Here is a 16609-nt window from a genome sequence, read left to right on the forward strand (position 1 = left end):
GGCCGCTGTGCCAGCGGGGCAGGTTGAAGGCGAAGGTGATGTCGCCGGTGCCGGGGTCGACCAGGCCCGGCGTGCCGAGCACGATGCTCGACGAACTGGCCCGCCGGCTCGCGCTCGGCGTGGCCAGCACCTGCGTGGTGCTGGACCCACCGCTCGTCGTGCTCGCCGGCGAGGTGGGCCAGGCCGGTGGGGCGGCCCTCGCCGACCGGGTGCAGCAGGAGGTTGCCGCGATCACCCTGGTCCAGCCGCGGGTGGTGCCGACCGGGCTGACCGAGGAGCCGATCCTGCACGGCGCGCTGCGCACCGCCCTGGACGCGGTGCGCGACGAGGTGTTCGGCTCCACCGTCGGCTGTGCGCGCTGCGGCGGTCATGTGAAGGAATATTTCACCGCGCCTCGGTGAGTCGCAAGCCCTTGCCGCGTACCGGGCTGTCCCGGTGCGCCGGGCCGCCCGTCGCGGGCCGGGCGGCCCGGCGCGGCGTCAGATCAGGGCGCGGCGACGGGACACGGCGAACGCCAGCACGGTCCGCCCGCCGGTCAACGCGACCAGCCCCCGCAGCGCCGGGCCCCAGGTCAGGGTGTAGAGGCCCGAGCAGTAGCCGGTGCCCGCGGTGGCGGCACAGAGCTGCGGGTCGAAGAACCGTGACTCGCCGCTGAGCCACGCCCCGATGTAGCTGGAGAGCATCAGTCGGTCCGGCCGTCGGGCGTCGATGATCTGCAGCACCAGACGGCCGCCCAACTCCCACACCACCGCGTACGCCGCCACCGCCCCCAGCGCCGCCGACGTGTGCCGACCCAGCGTGGCGATCGCGAAGCCGAGCGCGGAGGCCAGCAACACCCGCACCATGCCCCGGCCGTGCACCGCGCCGAGCGAACCCCAGAAGTCACCGTCCAACCGGCCCGGCAGCCCGGCGCTCTGCCCGATCACCCAGAAGGTGGCGAGGTAGACCACCGACGCCAACAGGGACAGGGCCAGCACCGAACCCAGCAGGGTGCCCAACTTGGCCGCGAGCACCGTCAACCGGCGCGGTCGCCAGAGCAGGAGATTCACCACGCCGCCCGAGTTCAGATCCGCGCCGATGTAGGAGGCGCCGACCAGGAAGCCGAACAGCACCAGGAACGCGATCAGGAAATAGAGCAGCGACTCGGCCTGCTCGGCGAAGCTGAACACCCCCGGCAGGAAGTCGGCGGCGATCGGCAGCCGTTCCTGCCGGACCGGGTCGAGATCCGCGCAGTCGGCGAAGTACTCGCTCGTGTCGGTCGGCGACCTTTCCTGCAGGCGGGCCAGGCCCTCCTGGTGCGTGGTCTCCATGCTCCGACGCGCGTCGACGGCCTGCTGCCGCGCCGAGTTCAGTTCACTGGCGGTCGGCTTGTGCGAGCCAGCCAGCGTGGTCGCCGCCGTGACGGCGAACGCGAAGACCAACAGGACGACCATGAGCTGCACGAAGCGGCGCGCGGACAGCCGCTCCAACTCGGCACGAACCAGGTTCACGCGTCCACTCCCCGATCGAGATCGATAACAGCGCCGTCGCGCGGCGGCGACGAGTCGTCGACCTGCCGCGGCACCGACGAAGGCCCGTACGCGCCCGTCAGCTCCAGGAAGACGCTCTCCAGGTCCGGCCGCAGCGGCGTCAGCTCGCCCACCCACAGCCCCTGCTCGCCGAGCGCCCGACTGACCACCGTCGGGTCACCCACCCCGCTCACCACCAGCGCCTCGCCGTCGACGACCGCCGTCAGGCCGGCCGCGTGCAGCAGCTCGACGGCCCGCTCCGGCTCGGCCACCCGCACCAGGAACTCATGCCGGTCGTGACCCGCCAGCACCTCGTCCACCCGGCCGGCCGCCACCCGACGTCCCCGCGAAATGATCGTGACGTGGTCGCAGATCAGCTGGATCTCGCCCAGGATGTGACTGGACACCAGCACCGTCACACCGTTGGCCGCCAGCGATCGCATCAGGTCCCGCATCTCCCGGATGCCCGCCGGGTCCAGCCCGTTCGCCGGCTCGTCCAGGATGAGCAACCGCGGGTCCTTCAACAGCGCGGACGCCACCGCCAGGCGCTGCTTCATGCCCAGCGAGTAGCTCTTCACCCGATCATCGCCCCGGTCGTGCAGACCCACCAGATCCAGCACCTGGTCCACCCGCGAGACCGGCACCCCGCCGGCCCGGGCCAACAGCCGCAGGGTGCGGTGACCGGTGAAGTTGCCGAAGAACTGCGGGCTCTCCACGATGGCCCCGACCTGGCCCGCCACCCGGGGCAGCAGCTCCGGCGACGGTTCACCCAACACGGTCATCCGCCCGCTGTCGGCGCGTACCAGCCCGAGCAGGGCGCGCAGGGTGGTGGTCTTGCCCGAGCCGTTGGGGCCCAGGAACCCGTGCACCTGGCCCGCCTCCACCAGCAGGTCGAAGCCGTCCACCGCCACCCGTCGGCCGTTGCGCAGGCTGTGGAAGGTCTTGCGCAGACCCTCGATCTCGATGACCGCGCTCATCCGCGTGGCTCCGTACGTCGACGGGGCATGGGCCGTCCTTCAGACTTGGTGATCAACGACACGGTGCCTCACCCTATGGCCGAGGCGCCGCCCATGGGGGGCGCCTGGGCGCTGCGTGGTTGGATGGTGTGGTGACTGGTGACCTGATCCCCGGCGCTGCCGGTGCCGCGCCTGCCGCCGCTCTCGTGGACCCGGATCTGGTGGTCAGCCTCGACGGCGTCGGCGTACGCCGCTCTGGCACCGCCCTCCTGCAGGACCTGACCTGGCGTGTCGAACTGGACGAGCGGTGGGTGGTGCTCGGCTCCAACGGCGCGGGCAAGACCACACTGCTCAACCTCGCCGCCGGCCGGCTGCACCCCACCACAGGTGTCGCGCACGTGCTCGGCGAGCGGATCGGCCGCACCGACGTCAACGAGCTGCGTACCCGGATCGGGCTCACCACCGCCGCGGTCGCCGAGCGACTGCCCGCCGACGAGCGGGTCAGCGACGTGGTGGTGACCGCCGCCTGGTCGGTGGTCGGCCGCTGGCGGGAGAACTACGACCGCGGCGACGAGGCGCGGGCGCGGTCACTGCTGAGTCAACTCGGCGTCGGCGGCCTCGCCGAGCGCCGCTACGGCACCCTCTCCGAGGGTGAGCGCAAGCGGGTGCAGATCGCCCGGGCCCTGATGACCGACCCGGAGCTGCTGCTGCTCGACGAGCCCGCCGCCGGGCTGGACCTGGGCGGTCGGGAAGACCTGGTCGCGCGGCTGGCCGAGCTGGCGTACGACCCGGACGCCCCGGCGATGGTGCTGGTCACCCACCATGTCGAGGAGATCCCGCCCGGGTTCACCCACGCGCTGCTGCTGCGTGAGGGTGGGGTGGTCGCCCAGGGCCTGCTCGCCGACACGCTGACCGGTGACAACCTGTCCAAGACCTTCGGGCTGCCGCTGGTGGTCGAGCGGTCCGGCGACCGCTTCACGGCCCGCGCCGCCTGAGCGCCGGACCGGCGGAGACGATCGTGCCGCAGACCCGGGTCGCCGTGGTGGGCAGCGCCAACATGGACCTGGTCGCGATGGCACCCGCGCTGCCGCGACCGGGCGAGACCATGCTCGGCACCGACTTCGTGATGGTGCCCGGCGGCAAGGGTGCCAACCAGGCGGTGGCCGCGGTCCGGGCCGGCGCCTCCTGTGCCTTCCTCGGCGCGATCGGCTCGGACGCCTTCGGCGTCACCCTCAAGGCCCGCATCACCGCGGCCGGCGTGGACACCAGTCAGCTGCGCGTGGTCTACGGCGCCTCCGGAGTGGCGCTGGTGATGGTCAACGCCCAGGGGGAGAACGCCATCGTGGTCACCCCGGGCGCCAACGACGCCCTGCTCGGTCTCACCGAGGAGGAGCTGACCACGGTGCGCGCGGCGGACGTCCTCGTCGCCCAACTGGAGATCCCGGTGCAGACCGTGACCGCCGCCGCGGTGGCCGCCCGCGACGCCGGCACCACTGTCATCCTGAACGCCGCACCCGCACGGGACCTCCCGCCCGAGCTGCTCGCCGCGGTGGACCTGCTGGTCGTCAACGAGGGCGAGGCGCAGGCGCTCGCCGGTCGTGGCCGGGAGGAGCCCGGGGCGCTGCTCGACCTGGCCCCTCGGGCCGTGCTCACTCTCGGCGATGCGGGCGCCTGGTACGTCGACCGGGACGGCACCGAGGTGCACGTACCGGCGGTACCGGTGGACGTGGTCGACTCCACCGCCGCCGGTGACGCGTTCACCGCCGCGCTGGCCGTCGGCTGGGGCGAGGGGCGGGACGTGGTCGACGCGGTGCGCTGGGCATCGGCGGCCGGTGCCGCGTGCGTCCGCAAGCTCGGCGCGTCGGTGGCGCTACCGCAACGTGCCGAGATCGACGAGCTGTACGCGTCGGTCTGACCGCGTCGCCCGCCCCGCCGCCTCGGCCTGACCGCGTCGGCGCGTCAGGCCCGCTGGCCAGCGCCGGTGCGGAAGGCCCGACGGTACGCCGTCGGTGAGGTCAGCATGGACCGACCGAAGTGGTGGCGGTAGGTGACCGGGGTGTCGAAGCCGACCGCCCAGGCGACCTGCTCGACAGCGAGGTCCGTCTCCTCCAGCATTGCCAGGCTGGCGCGGATCCGCTGGTCGATCAGCCAGCGGATCGGGCTGGTCCCGGTGGCTCGGGCGAAGTGCCGCAGGTAGGTGCGGGACGACATGTGCGCTTGCGCGGCGAGCTGGGCCACGGTCAGTGGTTCGCCGAGGTGGGCCAGCGCCCAGTCGATGCTGCCGGCGATCCGGTCGTCGTCCGGGTCGGTGGGCACCGGAGCCTCGACGAACTGGGCCTGCCCACCGTCGCGGTGCGGCGGGATGACCAGCCGTCGGGCGACCGCATTGGCGATCGCCGCACCGTGGTCGCCCCGGATCACGTGCAGGCACAGGTCCAGCCCGGCCGCGCTGCCGGCACTGGTGAGCAGGTCGCCGTCGTCGAGGTAGAGCACGTCCGGGTCCACCTCGACCCGTGGGTAACGCCGCGCCAGCAGCTCCGCGTACCGCCAGTGGGTGGTGGCCCGCCGGCCGTCCAGCAGCCCGGCACCCGCCAGCGCGAACGCGCCGGAGCAGATCGACATGATGCGGGCGCCACGACGGTGGGCCTGACGCAGCGCGGTCACCAGCTCGGGGGAGGGGTCGGCGGTCACGTCCGCCACGCCGGGCACGATCACCGTCCGGGCCGCCGCCAGCTCGGCCAGGCCGTACGGCGTGTGCAGGCTCGCGCCGCCGACCACCGGCAGCGGTCCCGGTTGCTCGGCGCAGAGCACCAGGTCGTACCAGTCGACGTCGAACTCGGGCCGGGCCAGCCCGAACACCTCGGTGACGATGCCGGTCTCGAACACCGACATCCCCGGGTACGCGAGCACGGCGACCCGGTGCGCGGCTGCCGGGCGTCGGGGAGTCGGCAGTGGGCGGGAGCCGGTGGTGGTGGCCGGGATCGGCATGGCGGGATGTTAGCGCAGGACGTCGTCCGCGCCACTCGTCGCGGGCACCCGTACTGGCGAGGATCGGTGCATGACCTTCACCTTCGCCGTTGCGCCGGCCGAACCGGCCACCGCCGCCGCCCACTTCCGCGCCCGACTCAGCGTCGAGACCGACGTCAGCGACGTGCACGCCGACCTGTCGGCGGGTACGCCTGCCCTGGTGGTGGTCGACTCCCGGGGCGCGGCCGCCTGGACCCAGGGGCACCTGCCGGGCGCGGTGCACCTGCCCACCGCCGAGATCGCGGCCCGGGCGGCGGAGCTGATCCCGCCCGGCTCGGCGGTGGTCACCTACTGCTGGGGTCCGGGCTGCAACGGGGCGACCCGGGCGGCGCTGGAGTTCGCGGTGCTCGGCTACCCGGTCAAGGAGATGCTCGGCGGGTTCGAGTACTGGGTGCGGGAGGGGCTGCCGGTGGTGACGGAGACCGGGCTGACCCGGCGCCCGGTCGACGACCTGACCGCCCCCACCGCGACGATCACCTGCGACTGCTGACCCCCGGCGCGGGCGGTCGAGGGCTCAGCCGGCGGGCTCGTCGGCGAGCTTCTCGCCGCGTCGGCGTAGCATGCCCAGCCCGGGGATGCCGGCGACGGCGAGCTTGAGGTCGCGGGTCACGTCGAGCAGGTCGTGCAGGTCGGGCCCGACCCGGTCCAGGGTGGCCAGTATCGGCAGGATGTCGGCCGTCAGGTGCTCCTTGAGCTTGGGCAGCTCGTCGATCAGGTGGATCGCCGCGGTGATCTCCTCGTGACTGAGCTGCTCGACGAAGCGCTCGGTCATCGGTGCGGCCCGGCGCAGCGCCGGCTCGTACGCCGTCATCAGCTCGGCCGCCGTGGCGGCGGCCTCCGCCGCGGTGCCCACGGTGACGGCGGCCCGGCCGGCCACCCCGTCTGCCTTGGCGATCACGGTGGCGGCGGTCCGGGAGACCCGGTCGGCGTCGGCGACCACGTCGGCGGCGGCGGTGGCCACGGTGGTGGCGGTGTCGATGGCGGTGGTCGCGGCGGCGCTGATGACGGCCACCTCACGGACCGCCGCCTCGGCGTCGGTGAGCACCTGGTCGGTCCGGTCCAGGGTCGTCTCGATGCGGTCGACCACGCCGTTGATCCGGGCCAGCAGAGCTTCCACCCCGTCCAGCACCGCGAACGCGCGGGTGGGCACGGCGGCGAACGAGGCGGCCGAGCCGAGTGCCTGGTCGAGAGCGGAGCGGGTCAGGCCGACCACGGCGGACGGGGTGGGGAGGGGAATCGCCATGGGATCAAGTGTGCGTCGGCCGCACCACAACCGCCCGACGAGCTTGCCGGCGGCGGGTGGTCGTCAGTGGTCGCCCTGCTGTTCGACGGCACGCTGCACGGCCCGGTAGATCTGCCCGAACCGTAGTGCGTCCGGGGTGCGCACCAGCAGGTCCTCCCGGCCGTGGTGCTGCACCCACAGCTCGTGCACGTGGCTGCCGCGCTCGTAGGAGCGGTCCAGCCAGCCCAACGGGATCTCCAGGAACGGCAGCAACGCCAGCGCCCCCACCGCGCAGGCGGCGAGGATGATCAGCGCGAGCTGCCAGTTGCCCCGGTCCTGTGCCGACCAGGCCAGTGACAGCACGCAGACCACGGCGACCAGCGGCGGCAGCGAGAGCAGCAGGACCAGGACACCGCGACCCAGCACCCGGCCGCGTACGGCCAGGGTTTTCTGCCCCCGGGCGTGCCAGACGAACGTCACGTCGGACAGGGCGATCACGTGACCGCCGGCCCGGATCGACTCGGAGGTCACCTGCACCGCGTCGTCCCGGTAATAGAGGGTCATCACTAAGCCTAACCACCGACGGGCAACCCTCGCCTCGTCTGTCCCATCCTGAGCGCGCCGGGAACGCGGGGTGGTGCGGTCGTCCTTTGGAGCTGAATCGCCTACGACATCAGGGCGGTGTCCCGCCGGTCGAGAACCCCGGTCGAAGCGGCCTCCCCCGCCTGATTCGTTTGCGACATCAACTCCAAAGGCTCCCGCAGCGGCACCTCTCCCGCGCTGACGACGGGTCGGGGATGGATCGACCATGCGCCCGCTGACGGTCGAAGGCAGGCCCGTGCTTGATCAGGCGGTGTCGGAGATCAGGCGCTCCTAGCGGCGGATGCCGGGGCGGGCCGGTTGGCTGTGCTCGACCGCGCGCTGCACCGCCCGGTAGATCTGCCCGAAGCGCAGCGCGTCACCGGTGCGCAGCAGCCGCACCGGCTGACCGCGCCAGCGGGCCCAGATCTCCAGTTGCCGGCTGCCCCGGGCGTACGAGCGGTCCAGGTGTTCGAAGAGGAAGTCGGCGACCGGCCCCACCGCCAACCCGACCAGGACCGACGCGCCGACGATCGCGATCGTCACTGTGGGTGAGCGGTGCAACCAGACGGCCACGCCGATGCCGAGCACCGCCGCGACCAGTGGGCCGGCGAGCGCGGCGCCGATGGCACCCCGCCCCACCAGCACGCGCCAGGATCGGGTGCCACGGCGATGCCAGATCATGGTGATGTCGGCCAGCGCGTAACTGCGACCGTCGACGCGGACGCCGGTGGAGGTGACCTGCACCGATCTGTCGTCGTAGTACGTGACCATCGTTGAACTCCCGCCCACGGGGCTGACACCACACTACTTACCCAAACGACCCGGGTCGTAAGGTTGGCACGCGACTTCGACGAGGAAGTGAGGGCAGCGTGGGCGAGTTCGTTCGGCTGGAGACCACTGACGGCATCGGCACGATCCGGCTGGAGCGGCCGCCGATGAACGCGCTCAACACGCAGGTGCAGGAGGAGTTGCGCGCCGCCGCCACGGCCGCCACCGCCGACCCCGAGGTCCGCGCCGTCATCGTGTACGGCGGGGAGAAGGTCTTCGCCGCCGGCGCGGACATCAAGCAGATGGCCGAGATGTCCTACGTGGACATGGCCGAGCGGGCCGCGAACCTGTCCAGCGCCCTCGGCGCGATCGCCCGGATCCCCAAGCCGGTGGTCGCCGCGATCACCGGGTACGCCCTCGGTGGCGGTTGTGAGCTGGCGTTGGCCTGTGACTGGCGGGTCGTCGCCGAGGACGCCAAGCTCGGCCAGCCGGAGATCAAGCTGGGCATCATCCCGGGGGCGGGCGGCACCCAGCGGCTGGCCCGCCTGGTCGGCCCGGCCCGCGCCAAGGACCTGATCATGTCGGGGCGGATGGTGGACGCGCAGGAGGCACTGCGGATCGGCCTGGCCGACCGGGTCGTCCCGGCCGCCGAGGTGTACGACACGGCCGTCGCGTTGATCACCCCGTACCTGACCGGGCCGGTGCAGGCGCTGCGCGCCGCGAAGCTGGCTGTCGACGGCGGCCTGGACATGGATCTGAACTCGGGCCTGGCCTGGGAGAGTCAGCTGTTCGCGGCGCTGTTCGCCACCGACGACCGGCGGGAGGGCATGGCGGCCTTCGTCGAGAAGCGCAAGCCGGACTTCACCGGCCGCTGACGATTAGCCGAGAACGGTTCACATTGCTCCTACCGGCCAGTAGCGTGGGGCCTCGGTCACCAGGGACGAAGGGGAGCGGCGAATGACGGAGCGGATCGAGGGTCACGGCGGCGAGTTGGCGCTCGCGGCACTACGCGCGCACGGCGTACGGGAGATGTTCACGCTGTCCGGTGGGCACGTCTTCCCGCTCTACGACGCCGCGTACAAGACCGACTTCCCGATCTACGACGTCCGGCACGAGCAGTCAGCGGTCTTCGCCGCCGAGGCGGTGGCCAAGCTCCAGCGCCGCCCCGGTCTCGCCGTGCTCACCGCCGGGCCCGGTGTCACCAACGGCATCTCCGGCATGACCAGCGCCTTCTTCAACGCCTCACCGGTGCTGGTGCTCGGCGGCCGGGCACCCGCGTTCCGCTGGGGCTCCGGCAGCCTCCAGGAGATGGACCACCTGCCGCTGGTCGCGCCGGTCACCAAGCACGCCGAGACGGTGTTCAGCACCGACGACATCCCGCGCGCGGTGGGCGCGGCGCTGCACGCCGCGCTCACCCCGCACCGCGGCCCGGCCTTCCTCGACTTTCCGCTGGAGACGGTCTTCTCGGTCGCCGACGTCGACCTGCCCAGCGTGACGGGCGTCGACCCGATCGCGCCGGACCCGGAGGAGGTCGGCCGCGCCGCGCTGCTCATCGCCGGGGCGCAGCGGCCGGTCATCATCGCCGGCTCCGACGTGTACGCGGGGGACGCCGTCGCCGCCCTGCGCGAGGCCGCCGAGGCGTTGCAGGTGCCGGTGTTCACCAACGGCATGGGTCGCGGTTCGCTGCCGCCCGAGCACCCGCTCGCCTTCGCCAAGGCCCGCCGGGCCGCGCTCTCCGGCGCCGACGTGGTCGTGGTGGTGGGCACTCCACTGGACTTCCGGCTCAGCTTCGGTGACTTCGGTGACGCCAAGGTGGTGCACATCGTCGACGCCCCCAGCCAGCGGGCGACGCACGTGCAGCCGGCCGTTGCCCCCGCCGGCGACCTGCGCCTGATCCTCTCCGCGCTGGCCGACCACAGCGGCGACCGGGCCGACCACACCGACTGGATCGCTGACCTGCGCGTCGCCGAGGACGCGGCGAAGGCCCGCGACGCCGCCGAGATGGCCGCCGAGACCGACCCGATCCGCCCCGCCCGGATCTACGGCGAGCTGCGTCGGGTGCTGGCCCCGGACGCGATCACCATCGGCGACGGCGGCGACTTCGTGTCGTACGCGGGCCGGTACCTGGAGCCGGCCCAGCCCGGCACCTGGCTGGACCCGGGCCCGTACGGCTGCCTGGGCACCGGCATGGGTTACGCGATGGGGGCCCGGGTCAGTCACCCGGACCGGCAGATCTGCGTGCTGATGGGCGACGGCGCGGCCGGCTTCTCGCTGATGGACGTCGAGTCGTTGGTCCGCCAGAAGCTGCCGGTGGTGATCGTCGTCGGCAACAACGGCATCTGGGGGCTGGAGAAGCACCCGATGCGGGCCATGTACGGCTACGACGTGGCCGCCGACCTCCAGCCGGAGCTGCGCTACGACACGGTGGTCAGCGCGCTCGGCGGAGCGGGGGAGACGGTCGCCAAGGCGGCCGACCTGGGCCCGGCGCTCCAGCGCGCGTTCGACTCCGGAGTGCCGTACCTGGTGAACGTGCTCACCGACCCGACCGACGCGTACCCCCGGTCGTCGAACCTGGCCTGAGTCGGACCCGCCGCCGCCGTCGCTCGCGCGCCGGCGGCGGCGCGTTCACACCTCCGGTCGGTCACCCTCACGCGGCGGATCACCGTCGCGGCGGCGCAGGTCGTCCTCGCGCCGCCGCAGGTCTTCCTCCCAGCGGCGGAAGAGCTCCTGGTCCTGCTGCTGGGCGCGTTCCTCGACGGAGCGCAGAAACTCCGGGTCGTCGTCGGGGGCCACCGGCCGGGGGCGCTGCCGCTGGGCGCCGCCGGTGCCGCCCGGCCAGCCCGCGCGGGCACCGGGGCTGGGCGTGCGGCCGACGATGAACCAGGCGATCGAGCCGACCAGCGGGAAGAACAAGATGATCAGCACCCACGCGATCCGGGGCAGGGCCCGGATCTGGCCCTCCTCGGCGGAGAGACAGCTGATCAGCGCGCAGACCGCGAGGACGATCTGCACCAGGAAGAGAAGTACGCCAAGCCGGGCCATGCACCCATCATGGCTCACCGGATCCCGTCACCACAGTCCGCGCAGCACCAGCAGCACTCCCAGTAACGCGAGCACCACTGTACCCGCCGTGACCAGGGGAAGTGTCCGGCCGCCGGTGCGGGCCGGACCGGTGCCGGTGCCGCGGCGCCAGCAGAGCACCAGCAGGGCGCCCCACACCAGCACGGTCCCGCCAGCGAGCACCGCGCCGGTCGGGTCGCCGGTCGACGCCAGCCGGACGGCGAGCGCGGTCACCACCGTCACAGTGAGCAGGGTCCGCCGCCAGGCCAGCCGGGTCCGCTCCGGTTGCAGCCCCGGGTCGCGTCCGGTGCTCACCGACCGCCGACCGCCCGCATCAGGACGGCGACCACCAGCAGTAACGCGCCGCCGCCGACGGCGAGGGCCAGGATGGCGGGGAACCGGGACGCTGGCAGTTCCTCACCGAGCCGGATGGCCCGTTCGGTACGCGCCCAGTGGTCCACCGCGCGGATCGCGACCGCCGCGCCGAGCAGCAGCAACGCCACCGCGATCACCTCGCGCAGGTGGCTCATCGGCAGGGTGGGCAGGAACTGGGCGGCGGCCAACCCGCCACCGACCAGCGCCAACCCGGTGCGCAGCCAGGCGAGGAAGGTCCGTTCGTTGGCCAGTGAGAAGCGGTAGTCGGGCGTCTCGCCGACCGAGCCCAGCTCGGCCGGGTCGAACCAGCGCCTGATCACCTCCCACACAGTGGGAGAATATCCGCTTCCCAACCGGCTTAGCCTGGGTCGGTGACTGATCTCGACGTACAGACCCTGCGCGACGCCTACGACAACCAGCTCCGCCCGGAGATCCCCGACCCGGTTCCGGCCGGGGTGACGGTGGAGCGGGACGGGCCGTTGGTCCGGATCATCGGGCTCGACGCCGGTGGCTTCCTCACCTACCGCGACCTGGGCGGGTTGACCGGCGACGCGTTGGACGAGCTGATCTCCCGGCAGGTGCGGCTGTTCCGTGAGCGCGGCCAGTCGGTCGAGTGGAAACTCAACGAACACGACGAACCGGCGGACCTGCCCGACCGCCTGCGCGCCGCCGGCTTCGTGCCGGAGGACCGGGAGACCGTCGTGGTCGGTCCGGTCGCGCCGCTGGCCGCCGCGCTTCCGGTCGTTCCCGAGGGGGTACGCCTGCGTGAGGTGACCGACCGACCGGGAGGACCTGGAGCGGATCGCCGCCATGGAGGAGGAGGTCTGGCAGGCGGACCGCTCACACCTGGTGTGGGGGCTGGCCAAGGAGATCGACGCCGACCCGAACTCGATCACCGTGGTGGTGGCCGAGGCGGACGAGACGGTGGTGAGCGCCGGTTGGGTGCGGTTCCCGACGAACACCGGTTTCGCCACGCTGTGGGGTGGCTCGACACTGCCGCAGTGGCGGCGCAAGGGCATCTACCGGGCGCTGGTCAACTACCGGGCGCGGCTCGCCGAGCAGCGGGGCCGGACGCTCATGCAGGTCGACTGTTCCGAGGACAGCCGGCCGATCCTCCAGCGGCTCGGCCTCGTCCCGGTCACCACCACCACCCCGTACGTCTACACTCCGTGATCATGGAGCAGCGGTTGACGGACGAGGAGCGGCTGACCCTCAAGACCGGTGCCTTCGGCGCCGTCTTCCTGGTCTCCAACGCCGATCCCGGTGTCGTGGGGGTGATCCGGGAGAGCATCGCCGCGTCCGGCGCGCTGGCCGACGCCAGTGGGACTGTCAAGGAGGCGCTGACCAGCGGCCCGTTGCCGCGACTTCCCCGGGACTCGCAGCTGGAGATCGAGTCGGTGGTGCTGCCGGCGCTGGGGCGGGCGGTGCGGATTCTGCGCGACAAGTCACCGCAGGACGTGGACGCGTACCGGGCGCTGGTGTTGGCCGCGGCGGACCGGGTGGCCCGGGCGCATGACGGGGTGGCGCCTACCGAGGCGGCGGCCATCGACCAGATCCGGGCCGCGTTGACCGAGCCAGCCTGATCGCCGGCCGGTCGGTGAGCTGTGTCACCCTGAGTGCTGCGAGGACGCAACCTACTGGCAGGTAACATTGCGCCGTGGGCAACTGCACAGCCGCCCTCGGTTGACCTGGCGTCGACCGACGCGCGACGCTGCGCCCCAGACCGGGCGAGCGAATCGCAACACCACACAGGAGGGTCGTCGAAGCGCGATGAACATCGTCGTACTCGTCAAGCAGGTGCCTGATTCGGGCGCGGACCGCAACCTGCGCAATGACGACAACACCGTCGACCGCGGTTCGGCGAACAACGTGATCAACGAGATGGACGAGTACGCCATCGAGGAGGCGCTGAAGATCAAGGAGGCGCACGGCGGCGAGGTCACCATCCTGACCATGGGTCCGGACCGGGCGACCGAGTCGATCCGCAAGGCGCTCTCCATGGGCCCGGACAAGGCCGTGCACGTGCTGGACGACGCCCTGCACGGCTCGTGCGCCGTCGCCACCTCGAAGGTGCTCGCCGCCGCGCTCGGTCAGCTCGGCGCCGACCTGGTCATCTGCGGTGCCGAGTCCACCGACGGTCGGGTCCAGGTCATGCCGCACATGATCGCCGAGCGGCTGGGTGTCGCGGCGCTCACCGGTGCCCGCAAGCTCACCGTCGACGGCGCGACGCTGACCGTCGAGCGGCAGACCGAGGAGGGCTACGAGGTGGTCACCGCCTCCACCCCGGCCGTGGTCTCCGTCTGGGACACCATCAACGAGCCGCGCTACCCGTCCTTCAAGGGCATCATGGCCGCCAAGAAGAAGCCGGTGCAGACGCTCTCGCTGGCCGACCTCGGGGTTGCCGCCGACGAGGTGGGCTTCGACGGCGCCACCAGTGCCGTCGTCGAGCACAGCAAGCGCCCCCCGCGCTCCGGCGGCGCGAAGATCACTGCTGAGGGCGAGGGCGGCGTCAAGCTGGTCGAGTTCCTCGCCACCGAGAAGTTCGTGTGAGAGGGGGGTTCTGACATGTCTGAGGTTCTCGTCGTCGTCGAAGCCACCAAGGAATTCGGCGTCAAGAAGGTCACCCTGGAAATGCTCACCCTCGCGCGTGAGCTGGGCACCCCGAGCGCCGTGGTGCTCGGCGGCGCCGGCGCCGCCGAGGCGCTGAGCGGCAAGCTGGGCGAGTACGGCGCGGAGAAGATCTACGCCGCCGAGGGTGACGAGATCGACGGCTACCTGGTGGCCCCCAAGGCGACGGTGCTGGCCGAGCTGGTCAAGCGGGTGCAACCGGCCGCCGTTCTGCTGGCCTCCGCCCAGGAGGGCAAGGAGATCGCCGCCCGGCTCGCCGTCAAGCTCGACAACGGCATCCTGACCGACGTGGTCGGCCTGGACGCCGACGGCACCGCGACGCAGATCGCCTTCGCCGGCTCCACCATCGTCAAGTCCAAGGTCACCAAGGGCCTGCCGCTGGTCACCGTCCGGCCCAACTCGGTCACCCCCGCCCCGGCGGCGGCCACTCCGGCGATCGAGCAGCTCAGCGTGTCGGTCACCGACACCGACAAGCTGGCCACCGTCGTCGAGCGGGTCGCCGAGCAGAAGGGCTCCCGCCCCGAGCTGACCGAGGCTGGCGTGGTCGTCTCCGGCGGCCGGGGCGTCGGCAACGCCGACAACTTCAAGCTGGTCGAGGAGCTTGCCGACCTGCTCGGTGGCGCGGTCGGCGCGTCCCGGGCGGCCGTCGACTCCGGCTTCTACCCGCACCAGTTCCAGGTGGGCCAGACCGGCAAGACGGTCTCCCCGCAGCTCTACATCGCCCTCGGCATCTCCGGCGCCATCCAGCACCGGGCCGGCATGCAGACCTCGAAGACCATCGTCGCTGTCAACAAGGACGGCGAGGCACCGATCTTCGAGCTGGCAGACTTCGGTGTGGTGGGCGACCTGTTCAAGATCGTCCCGCAGGCCGCGGAGGAGATCCGCAAGCGCAAGTAACTCAGCGACAACAGCAGTGGCCGCCCGTGCGAACGGGCGGCCACTGCCGTGTGGGGAGCTGATCGGCGGGCCGGGGAGCTGAGCCGGCCCACCGATCAGCCCGTCAGGGTGCCCCTCAACAGGCTGTCGCCGGAGTGGCGGGTGTTGTTGTCGTACTGCTCGGCGGAGACGTCGACCACCGAGTAGCTCTTGAGGTCGACATTCGGCGGCAGGGGAAGCAACGCATCCGAGCCGCCCCCCAGGGTGCCGACCGAGAACATCTCCATCGTCGTCGGATTGATGAGCCAGACCTCGTAGTACCCCGGGACGCTCGGGAGATTCGCCACATGCAGATGTAGTTGGCCGTCCTGGAGAACCCGCGCGTCACCAGTGGCCGCCGGGGGCGTCGCCCCGTACGCCGCCAGCGGCGCGCTCGCCACCACCGCCTGCGGCGGGGTCGGAGCCGGGTCGTCCGGGCGCAGCACGGAGGCCGTGCCCACCACACCCACCGCCGCGGCGGCGACAGCGGTCACCGCTACCGACGCCCAACGGGACCAGCCGCGGCCCCGGCGGGACCGGTCGGTCGGATCCAGGCGGGCGACGGTGGCGGTGCTCGGCTCGGCCGTCGTGCCGTTCGGCTGCTCGGGCAGCACGTGCTGGCGCCGGGAGTCGGTGAGCGACGGCAGTGTCTCCGCCGCTCTGACCTCCGCAACGATGCCCTGCCAGATGTGCTCCGGCGGGTCGGGCAGGTCGCCGAGACCCTGCGTCTCTGCGCCGAGGCCGGCCACCTGCTGAAGCGTCTCTATCTCCCGCCGGCAGTGCGCGCAGCTGCCGAGGTGGGTGCTCTCGCCGTTGTCCGCCTCGCTCTCACCGAGCGCCAGAAAGACCAGCCGGTCGTGGTCCAGGTGCTGCACCGTCCACCTCCCATCTGCGTTTCAAGCTCGCCATACCGCGTCGGATGTGGCTCTTCACGGTGCCCAACGGCACACCTGTCATCGCCGCTATCTGCTGGTGTGTCAGGTCGTCGTAGAACGCCAACTCCAGCATGCGCCGTTGGTCGTCCGGAAGTTGGGCCAGCTCATCGGCGATGACCAGCCGGTCCACCACCCGGTCCGGGTCCGGGCCGGCCTGCGCCGGCTCGGGCAGCTGCCGGACCGTCTCCACGACCCGCGTCTCCCGGGCCGAGGCCCGCATCCGGTCGATCACCTTGCGCCGGCCGATGCCGAGCAGCCAGCCGATCAGCGACCCCTTGGCGGGATCGAAGGTGTCCCTTCCCAGCCAGGCGGCGACGAAAGTCGCCTGGGTCACGTCCTCGGCATCGGCGCGGTTGGCCAGCATGGTGGTGGCCAGGTGCAGCACGGCACGGCCGTAGCGGTCGTAGGCCTCGCGCAGCGCCGCCTCGTCGCCAGCACGGAACCGGAGGGCTGTGTCGTCCACCGGGGGGTCTGGATTCTCGGGTGGCGCCGTCATCAGGCGGCTCGCCTTCGATGGGGCATACCCGACTGTAGCCGCCACAGCCCCCGCCCCACTTTCCCGGTCGATGTCATCTCACCTGCTCTTCGTCCCCCGACCCGGAAACGGATGCGGGTGACGCCGGAAAAGAAAAG

The 16609-nt window shown here is 72.1% G+C and carries 20 protein-coding genes and 1 pseudogene; 10 read left to right on the top strand and 11 right to left on the bottom strand.

Going from position 1 to position 16609, the window contains the following annotated elements; all coding sequences use genetic code 11:
* Positions 1 to 401, top strand: a pseudogene (locus KBX53_RS04055) (hypothetical protein); the annotation flags it as partial.
* 78 nt (positions 402 to 479) lie between these two features.
* Here the strand turns inward: KBX53_RS04055 and KBX53_RS04060 are convergent.
* Both KBX53_RS04060 and KBX53_RS04065 read right to left on the bottom strand, forming a co-directional pair.
* Positions 480 to 1490, bottom strand: coding sequence for an ABC transporter permease subunit (locus KBX53_RS04060; protein WP_210857845.1), 1011 nt, complete (start codon positions 1488 to 1490; stop codon positions 480 to 482).
* Complete coding sequence (locus KBX53_RS04065) at positions 1487 to 2485, bottom strand: ABC transporter ATP-binding protein (RefSeq protein ID WP_030331119.1); 999 nt, start codon at positions 2483 to 2485, stop codon at positions 1487 to 1489. Before KBX53_RS04065 ends, KBX53_RS04060 begins: the two co-directional genes overlap by 4 nt.
* Before the next feature lie 131 nt (positions 2486 to 2616).
* Between KBX53_RS04065 and KBX53_RS04070 the strand changes: the two genes are divergently transcribed.
* Together KBX53_RS04070 and KBX53_RS04075 are read left to right on the top strand one after the other, a co-directional pair.
* Positions 2617 to 3459: an ABC transporter ATP-binding protein gene (locus KBX53_RS04070; protein WP_030331116.1), complete on the top strand. Its 843-nt coding sequence runs from the start codon at positions 2617 to 2619 to the stop codon at positions 3457 to 3459.
* Positions 3460 to 3482: 23 nt separating this feature from the next.
* On the top strand, positions 3483 to 4379 hold the full coding sequence (locus tag KBX53_RS04075) for a ribokinase (RefSeq protein ID WP_030331114.1): 897 nt from the start codon (positions 3483 to 3485) through the stop codon (positions 4377 to 4379).
* Positions 4380 to 4423: 44 nt separating this feature from the next.
* Here the strand turns inward: KBX53_RS04075 and ftrA are convergent, their stop codons facing one another.
* Complete coding sequence (gene ftrA / locus KBX53_RS04080; protein WP_081883802.1) at positions 4424 to 5452, bottom strand: transcriptional regulator FtrA; 1029 nt, start codon at positions 5450 to 5452, stop codon at positions 4424 to 4426.
* A 70-nt stretch (positions 5453 to 5522) separates the two neighbouring features.
* Between ftrA and KBX53_RS04085 the strand changes: the two genes are divergently transcribed.
* Entirely contained in the window at positions 5523 to 5981 is a 459-nt protein-coding gene (locus KBX53_RS04085) for a rhodanese-like domain-containing protein (protein WP_030331110.1), read from the top strand.
* Positions 5982 to 6005: 24 nt separating this feature from the next.
* Here KBX53_RS04085 and KBX53_RS04090 read toward each other — a convergent pair whose 3' ends face one another.
* The 3 genes from KBX53_RS04090 to KBX53_RS04100 form a co-directional block, all read right to left on the bottom strand.
* Positions 6006 to 6734 carry a hypothetical protein gene (locus tag KBX53_RS04090; RefSeq protein WP_030331108.1) on the bottom strand — a complete coding sequence of 243 codons (729 nt, stop codon included), beginning with the start codon at positions 6732 to 6734 and terminating at the stop codon, positions 6006 to 6008.
* A gap of 63 nt (positions 6735 to 6797) precedes the next feature.
* Positions 6798 to 7277 carry a DUF6232 family protein gene (locus KBX53_RS04095; RefSeq protein ID WP_030331106.1) on the bottom strand — a complete coding sequence of 160 codons (480 nt, stop codon included), beginning with the start codon at positions 7275 to 7277 and terminating at the stop codon, positions 6798 to 6800.
* A 309-nt stretch (positions 7278 to 7586) separates the two neighbouring features.
* Positions 7587 to 8066, bottom strand: a complete 480-nt coding sequence (locus KBX53_RS04100) for a DUF6232 family protein (RefSeq protein WP_210857846.1) — start codon at positions 8064 to 8066, stop codon at positions 7587 to 7589.
* Between the two features lie 98 nt (positions 8067 to 8164).
* Here KBX53_RS04100 and KBX53_RS04105 point away from each other — a divergent pair, with 98 nt between their 5' ends.
* On the top strand, positions 8165 to 8938 hold the full coding sequence (locus KBX53_RS04105; protein WP_210857847.1) for an enoyl-CoA hydratase/isomerase family protein: 774 nt from the start codon (positions 8165 to 8167) through the stop codon (positions 8936 to 8938).
* Positions 8939 to 9020: 82 nt separating this feature from the next.
* Positions 9021 to 10643 (top strand): acetolactate synthase, encoded by a 1623-nt coding sequence (locus KBX53_RS04110; RefSeq protein ID WP_210857848.1) that lies wholly within the window; start codon positions 9021 to 9023, stop codon positions 10641 to 10643.
* 45 nt (positions 10644 to 10688) lie between these two features.
* On the opposite strand, the gene KBX53_RS04115 is transcribed toward KBX53_RS04110, so the two are convergent.
* The 3 genes from KBX53_RS04115 to KBX53_RS04125 are packed head-to-tail and all read right to left on the bottom strand — an operon-like array spanning position 10689 to position 11827.
* Complete coding sequence (locus KBX53_RS04115) at positions 10689 to 11105, bottom strand: PLD nuclease N-terminal domain-containing protein (protein WP_210857849.1); 417 nt, start codon at positions 11103 to 11105, stop codon at positions 10689 to 10691.
* Positions 11106 to 11132: 27 nt separating this feature from the next.
* Positions 11133 to 11438, bottom strand: a complete 306-nt coding sequence (locus KBX53_RS04120) for a DUF202 domain-containing protein (protein ID WP_210857850.1) — start codon at positions 11436 to 11438, stop codon at positions 11133 to 11135.
* Complete coding sequence (locus KBX53_RS04125) at positions 11435 to 11827, bottom strand: YidH family protein (protein ID WP_030331099.1); 393 nt, start codon at positions 11825 to 11827, stop codon at positions 11435 to 11437. Before KBX53_RS04125 ends, KBX53_RS04120 begins: the two co-directional genes overlap by 4 nt.
* A gap of 481 nt (positions 11828 to 12308) precedes the next feature.
* On the opposite strand from KBX53_RS04125, the gene KBX53_RS36140 reads away from it, so the two are divergent.
* The 4 genes from KBX53_RS36140 to KBX53_RS04145 all read left to right on the top strand — a co-directional run bounded on the left by KBX53_RS36140 (position 12309) and on the right by KBX53_RS04145 (position 15023).
* On the top strand, positions 12309 to 12671 hold the full coding sequence (locus KBX53_RS36140) for a GNAT family N-acetyltransferase (RefSeq protein WP_247675076.1): 363 nt from the start codon (positions 12309 to 12311) through the stop codon (positions 12669 to 12671).
* Entirely contained in the window at positions 12668 to 13081 is a 414-nt protein-coding gene (locus KBX53_RS04135) for a hypothetical protein (RefSeq protein WP_210857851.1), read from the top strand. Before KBX53_RS36140 ends, KBX53_RS04135 begins: the two co-directional genes overlap by 4 nt.
* 187 nt (positions 13082 to 13268) lie before the next feature.
* Positions 13269 to 14048 (top strand): electron transfer flavoprotein subunit beta/FixA family protein, encoded by a 780-nt coding sequence (locus KBX53_RS04140; protein ID WP_210857852.1) that lies wholly within the window; start codon positions 13269 to 13271, stop codon positions 14046 to 14048.
* Positions 14049 to 14063: 15 nt separating this feature from the next.
* Positions 14064 to 15023, top strand: a complete 960-nt coding sequence (locus KBX53_RS04145; protein WP_030331091.1) for an electron transfer flavoprotein subunit alpha/FixB family protein — start codon at positions 14064 to 14066, stop codon at positions 15021 to 15023.
* Between the two features lie 95 nt (positions 15024 to 15118).
* On the opposite strand, the gene KBX53_RS04150 is transcribed toward KBX53_RS04145, so the two are convergent.
* Together KBX53_RS04150 and KBX53_RS04155 are read right to left on the bottom strand one after the other, a co-directional pair.
* Complete coding sequence (locus tag KBX53_RS04150) at positions 15119 to 15916, bottom strand: anti-sigma factor (RefSeq protein WP_210857853.1); 798 nt, start codon at positions 15914 to 15916, stop codon at positions 15119 to 15121.
* Positions 15870 to 16472, bottom strand: coding sequence for an RNA polymerase sigma factor (locus KBX53_RS04155; RefSeq protein WP_030331088.1), 603 nt, complete (start codon positions 16470 to 16472; stop codon positions 15870 to 15872). The genes KBX53_RS04150 and KBX53_RS04155 overlap by 47 nt, the downstream gene beginning before the upstream one ends.
* Between the last annotated feature and the right edge of the window lie 137 nt (positions 16473 to 16609).

Source organism: Micromonospora sp. M51 (assembly GCF_018070305.1).
Classification (GTDB): Bacteria; Actinomycetota; Actinomycetes; order Mycobacteriales; family Micromonosporaceae; genus Micromonospora; species Micromonospora parva.

Coding starts and splice junctions, on each gene's coding strand:
- KBX53_RS36140 (WP_247675076.1), top strand. CDS start 12,309: ATGGAGGAGGAGGTCTGGCAGGCGGACCGCTCACACCTGGTGTGGGGG.
- KBX53_RS04140 (WP_210857852.1), top strand. CDS start 13,269: ATGAACATCGTCGTACTCGTCAAGCAGGTGCCTGATTCGGGCGCGGAC.
- KBX53_RS04145 (WP_030331091.1), top strand. CDS start 14,064: ATGTCTGAGGTTCTCGTCGTCGTCGAAGCCACCAAGGAATTCGGCGTC.
- KBX53_RS04085 (WP_030331110.1), top strand. CDS start 5,523: ATGACCTTCACCTTCGCCGTTGCGCCGGCCGAACCGGCCACCGCCGCC.
- KBX53_RS04090 (WP_030331108.1), bottom strand. CDS start 6,734: ATGGCGATTCCCCTCCCCACCCCGTCCGCCGTGGTCGGCCTGACCCGC.
- KBX53_RS04095 (WP_030331106.1), bottom strand. CDS start 7,277: ATGACCCTCTATTACCGGGACGACGCGGTGCAGGTGACCTCCGAGTCG.
- KBX53_RS04115 (WP_210857849.1), bottom strand. CDS start 11,105: ATGGCCCGGCTTGGCGTACTTCTCTTCCTGGTGCAGATCGTCCTCGCG.
- KBX53_RS04100 (WP_210857846.1), bottom strand. CDS start 8,066: ATGGTCACGTACTACGACGACAGATCGGTGCAGGTCACCTCCACCGGC.
- KBX53_RS04065 (WP_030331119.1), bottom strand. CDS start 2,485: ATGAGCGCGGTCATCGAGATCGAGGGTCTGCGCAAGACCTTCCACAGC.
- KBX53_RS04110 (WP_210857848.1), top strand. CDS start 9,021: ATGACGGAGCGGATCGAGGGTCACGGCGGCGAGTTGGCGCTCGCGGCA.
- ftrA (WP_081883802.1), bottom strand. CDS start 5,452: ATGCCGATCCCGGCCACCACCACCGGCTCCCGCCCACTGCCGACTCCC.
- KBX53_RS04155 (WP_030331088.1), bottom strand. CDS start 16,472: ATGACGGCGCCACCCGAGAATCCAGACCCCCCGGTGGACGACACAGCC.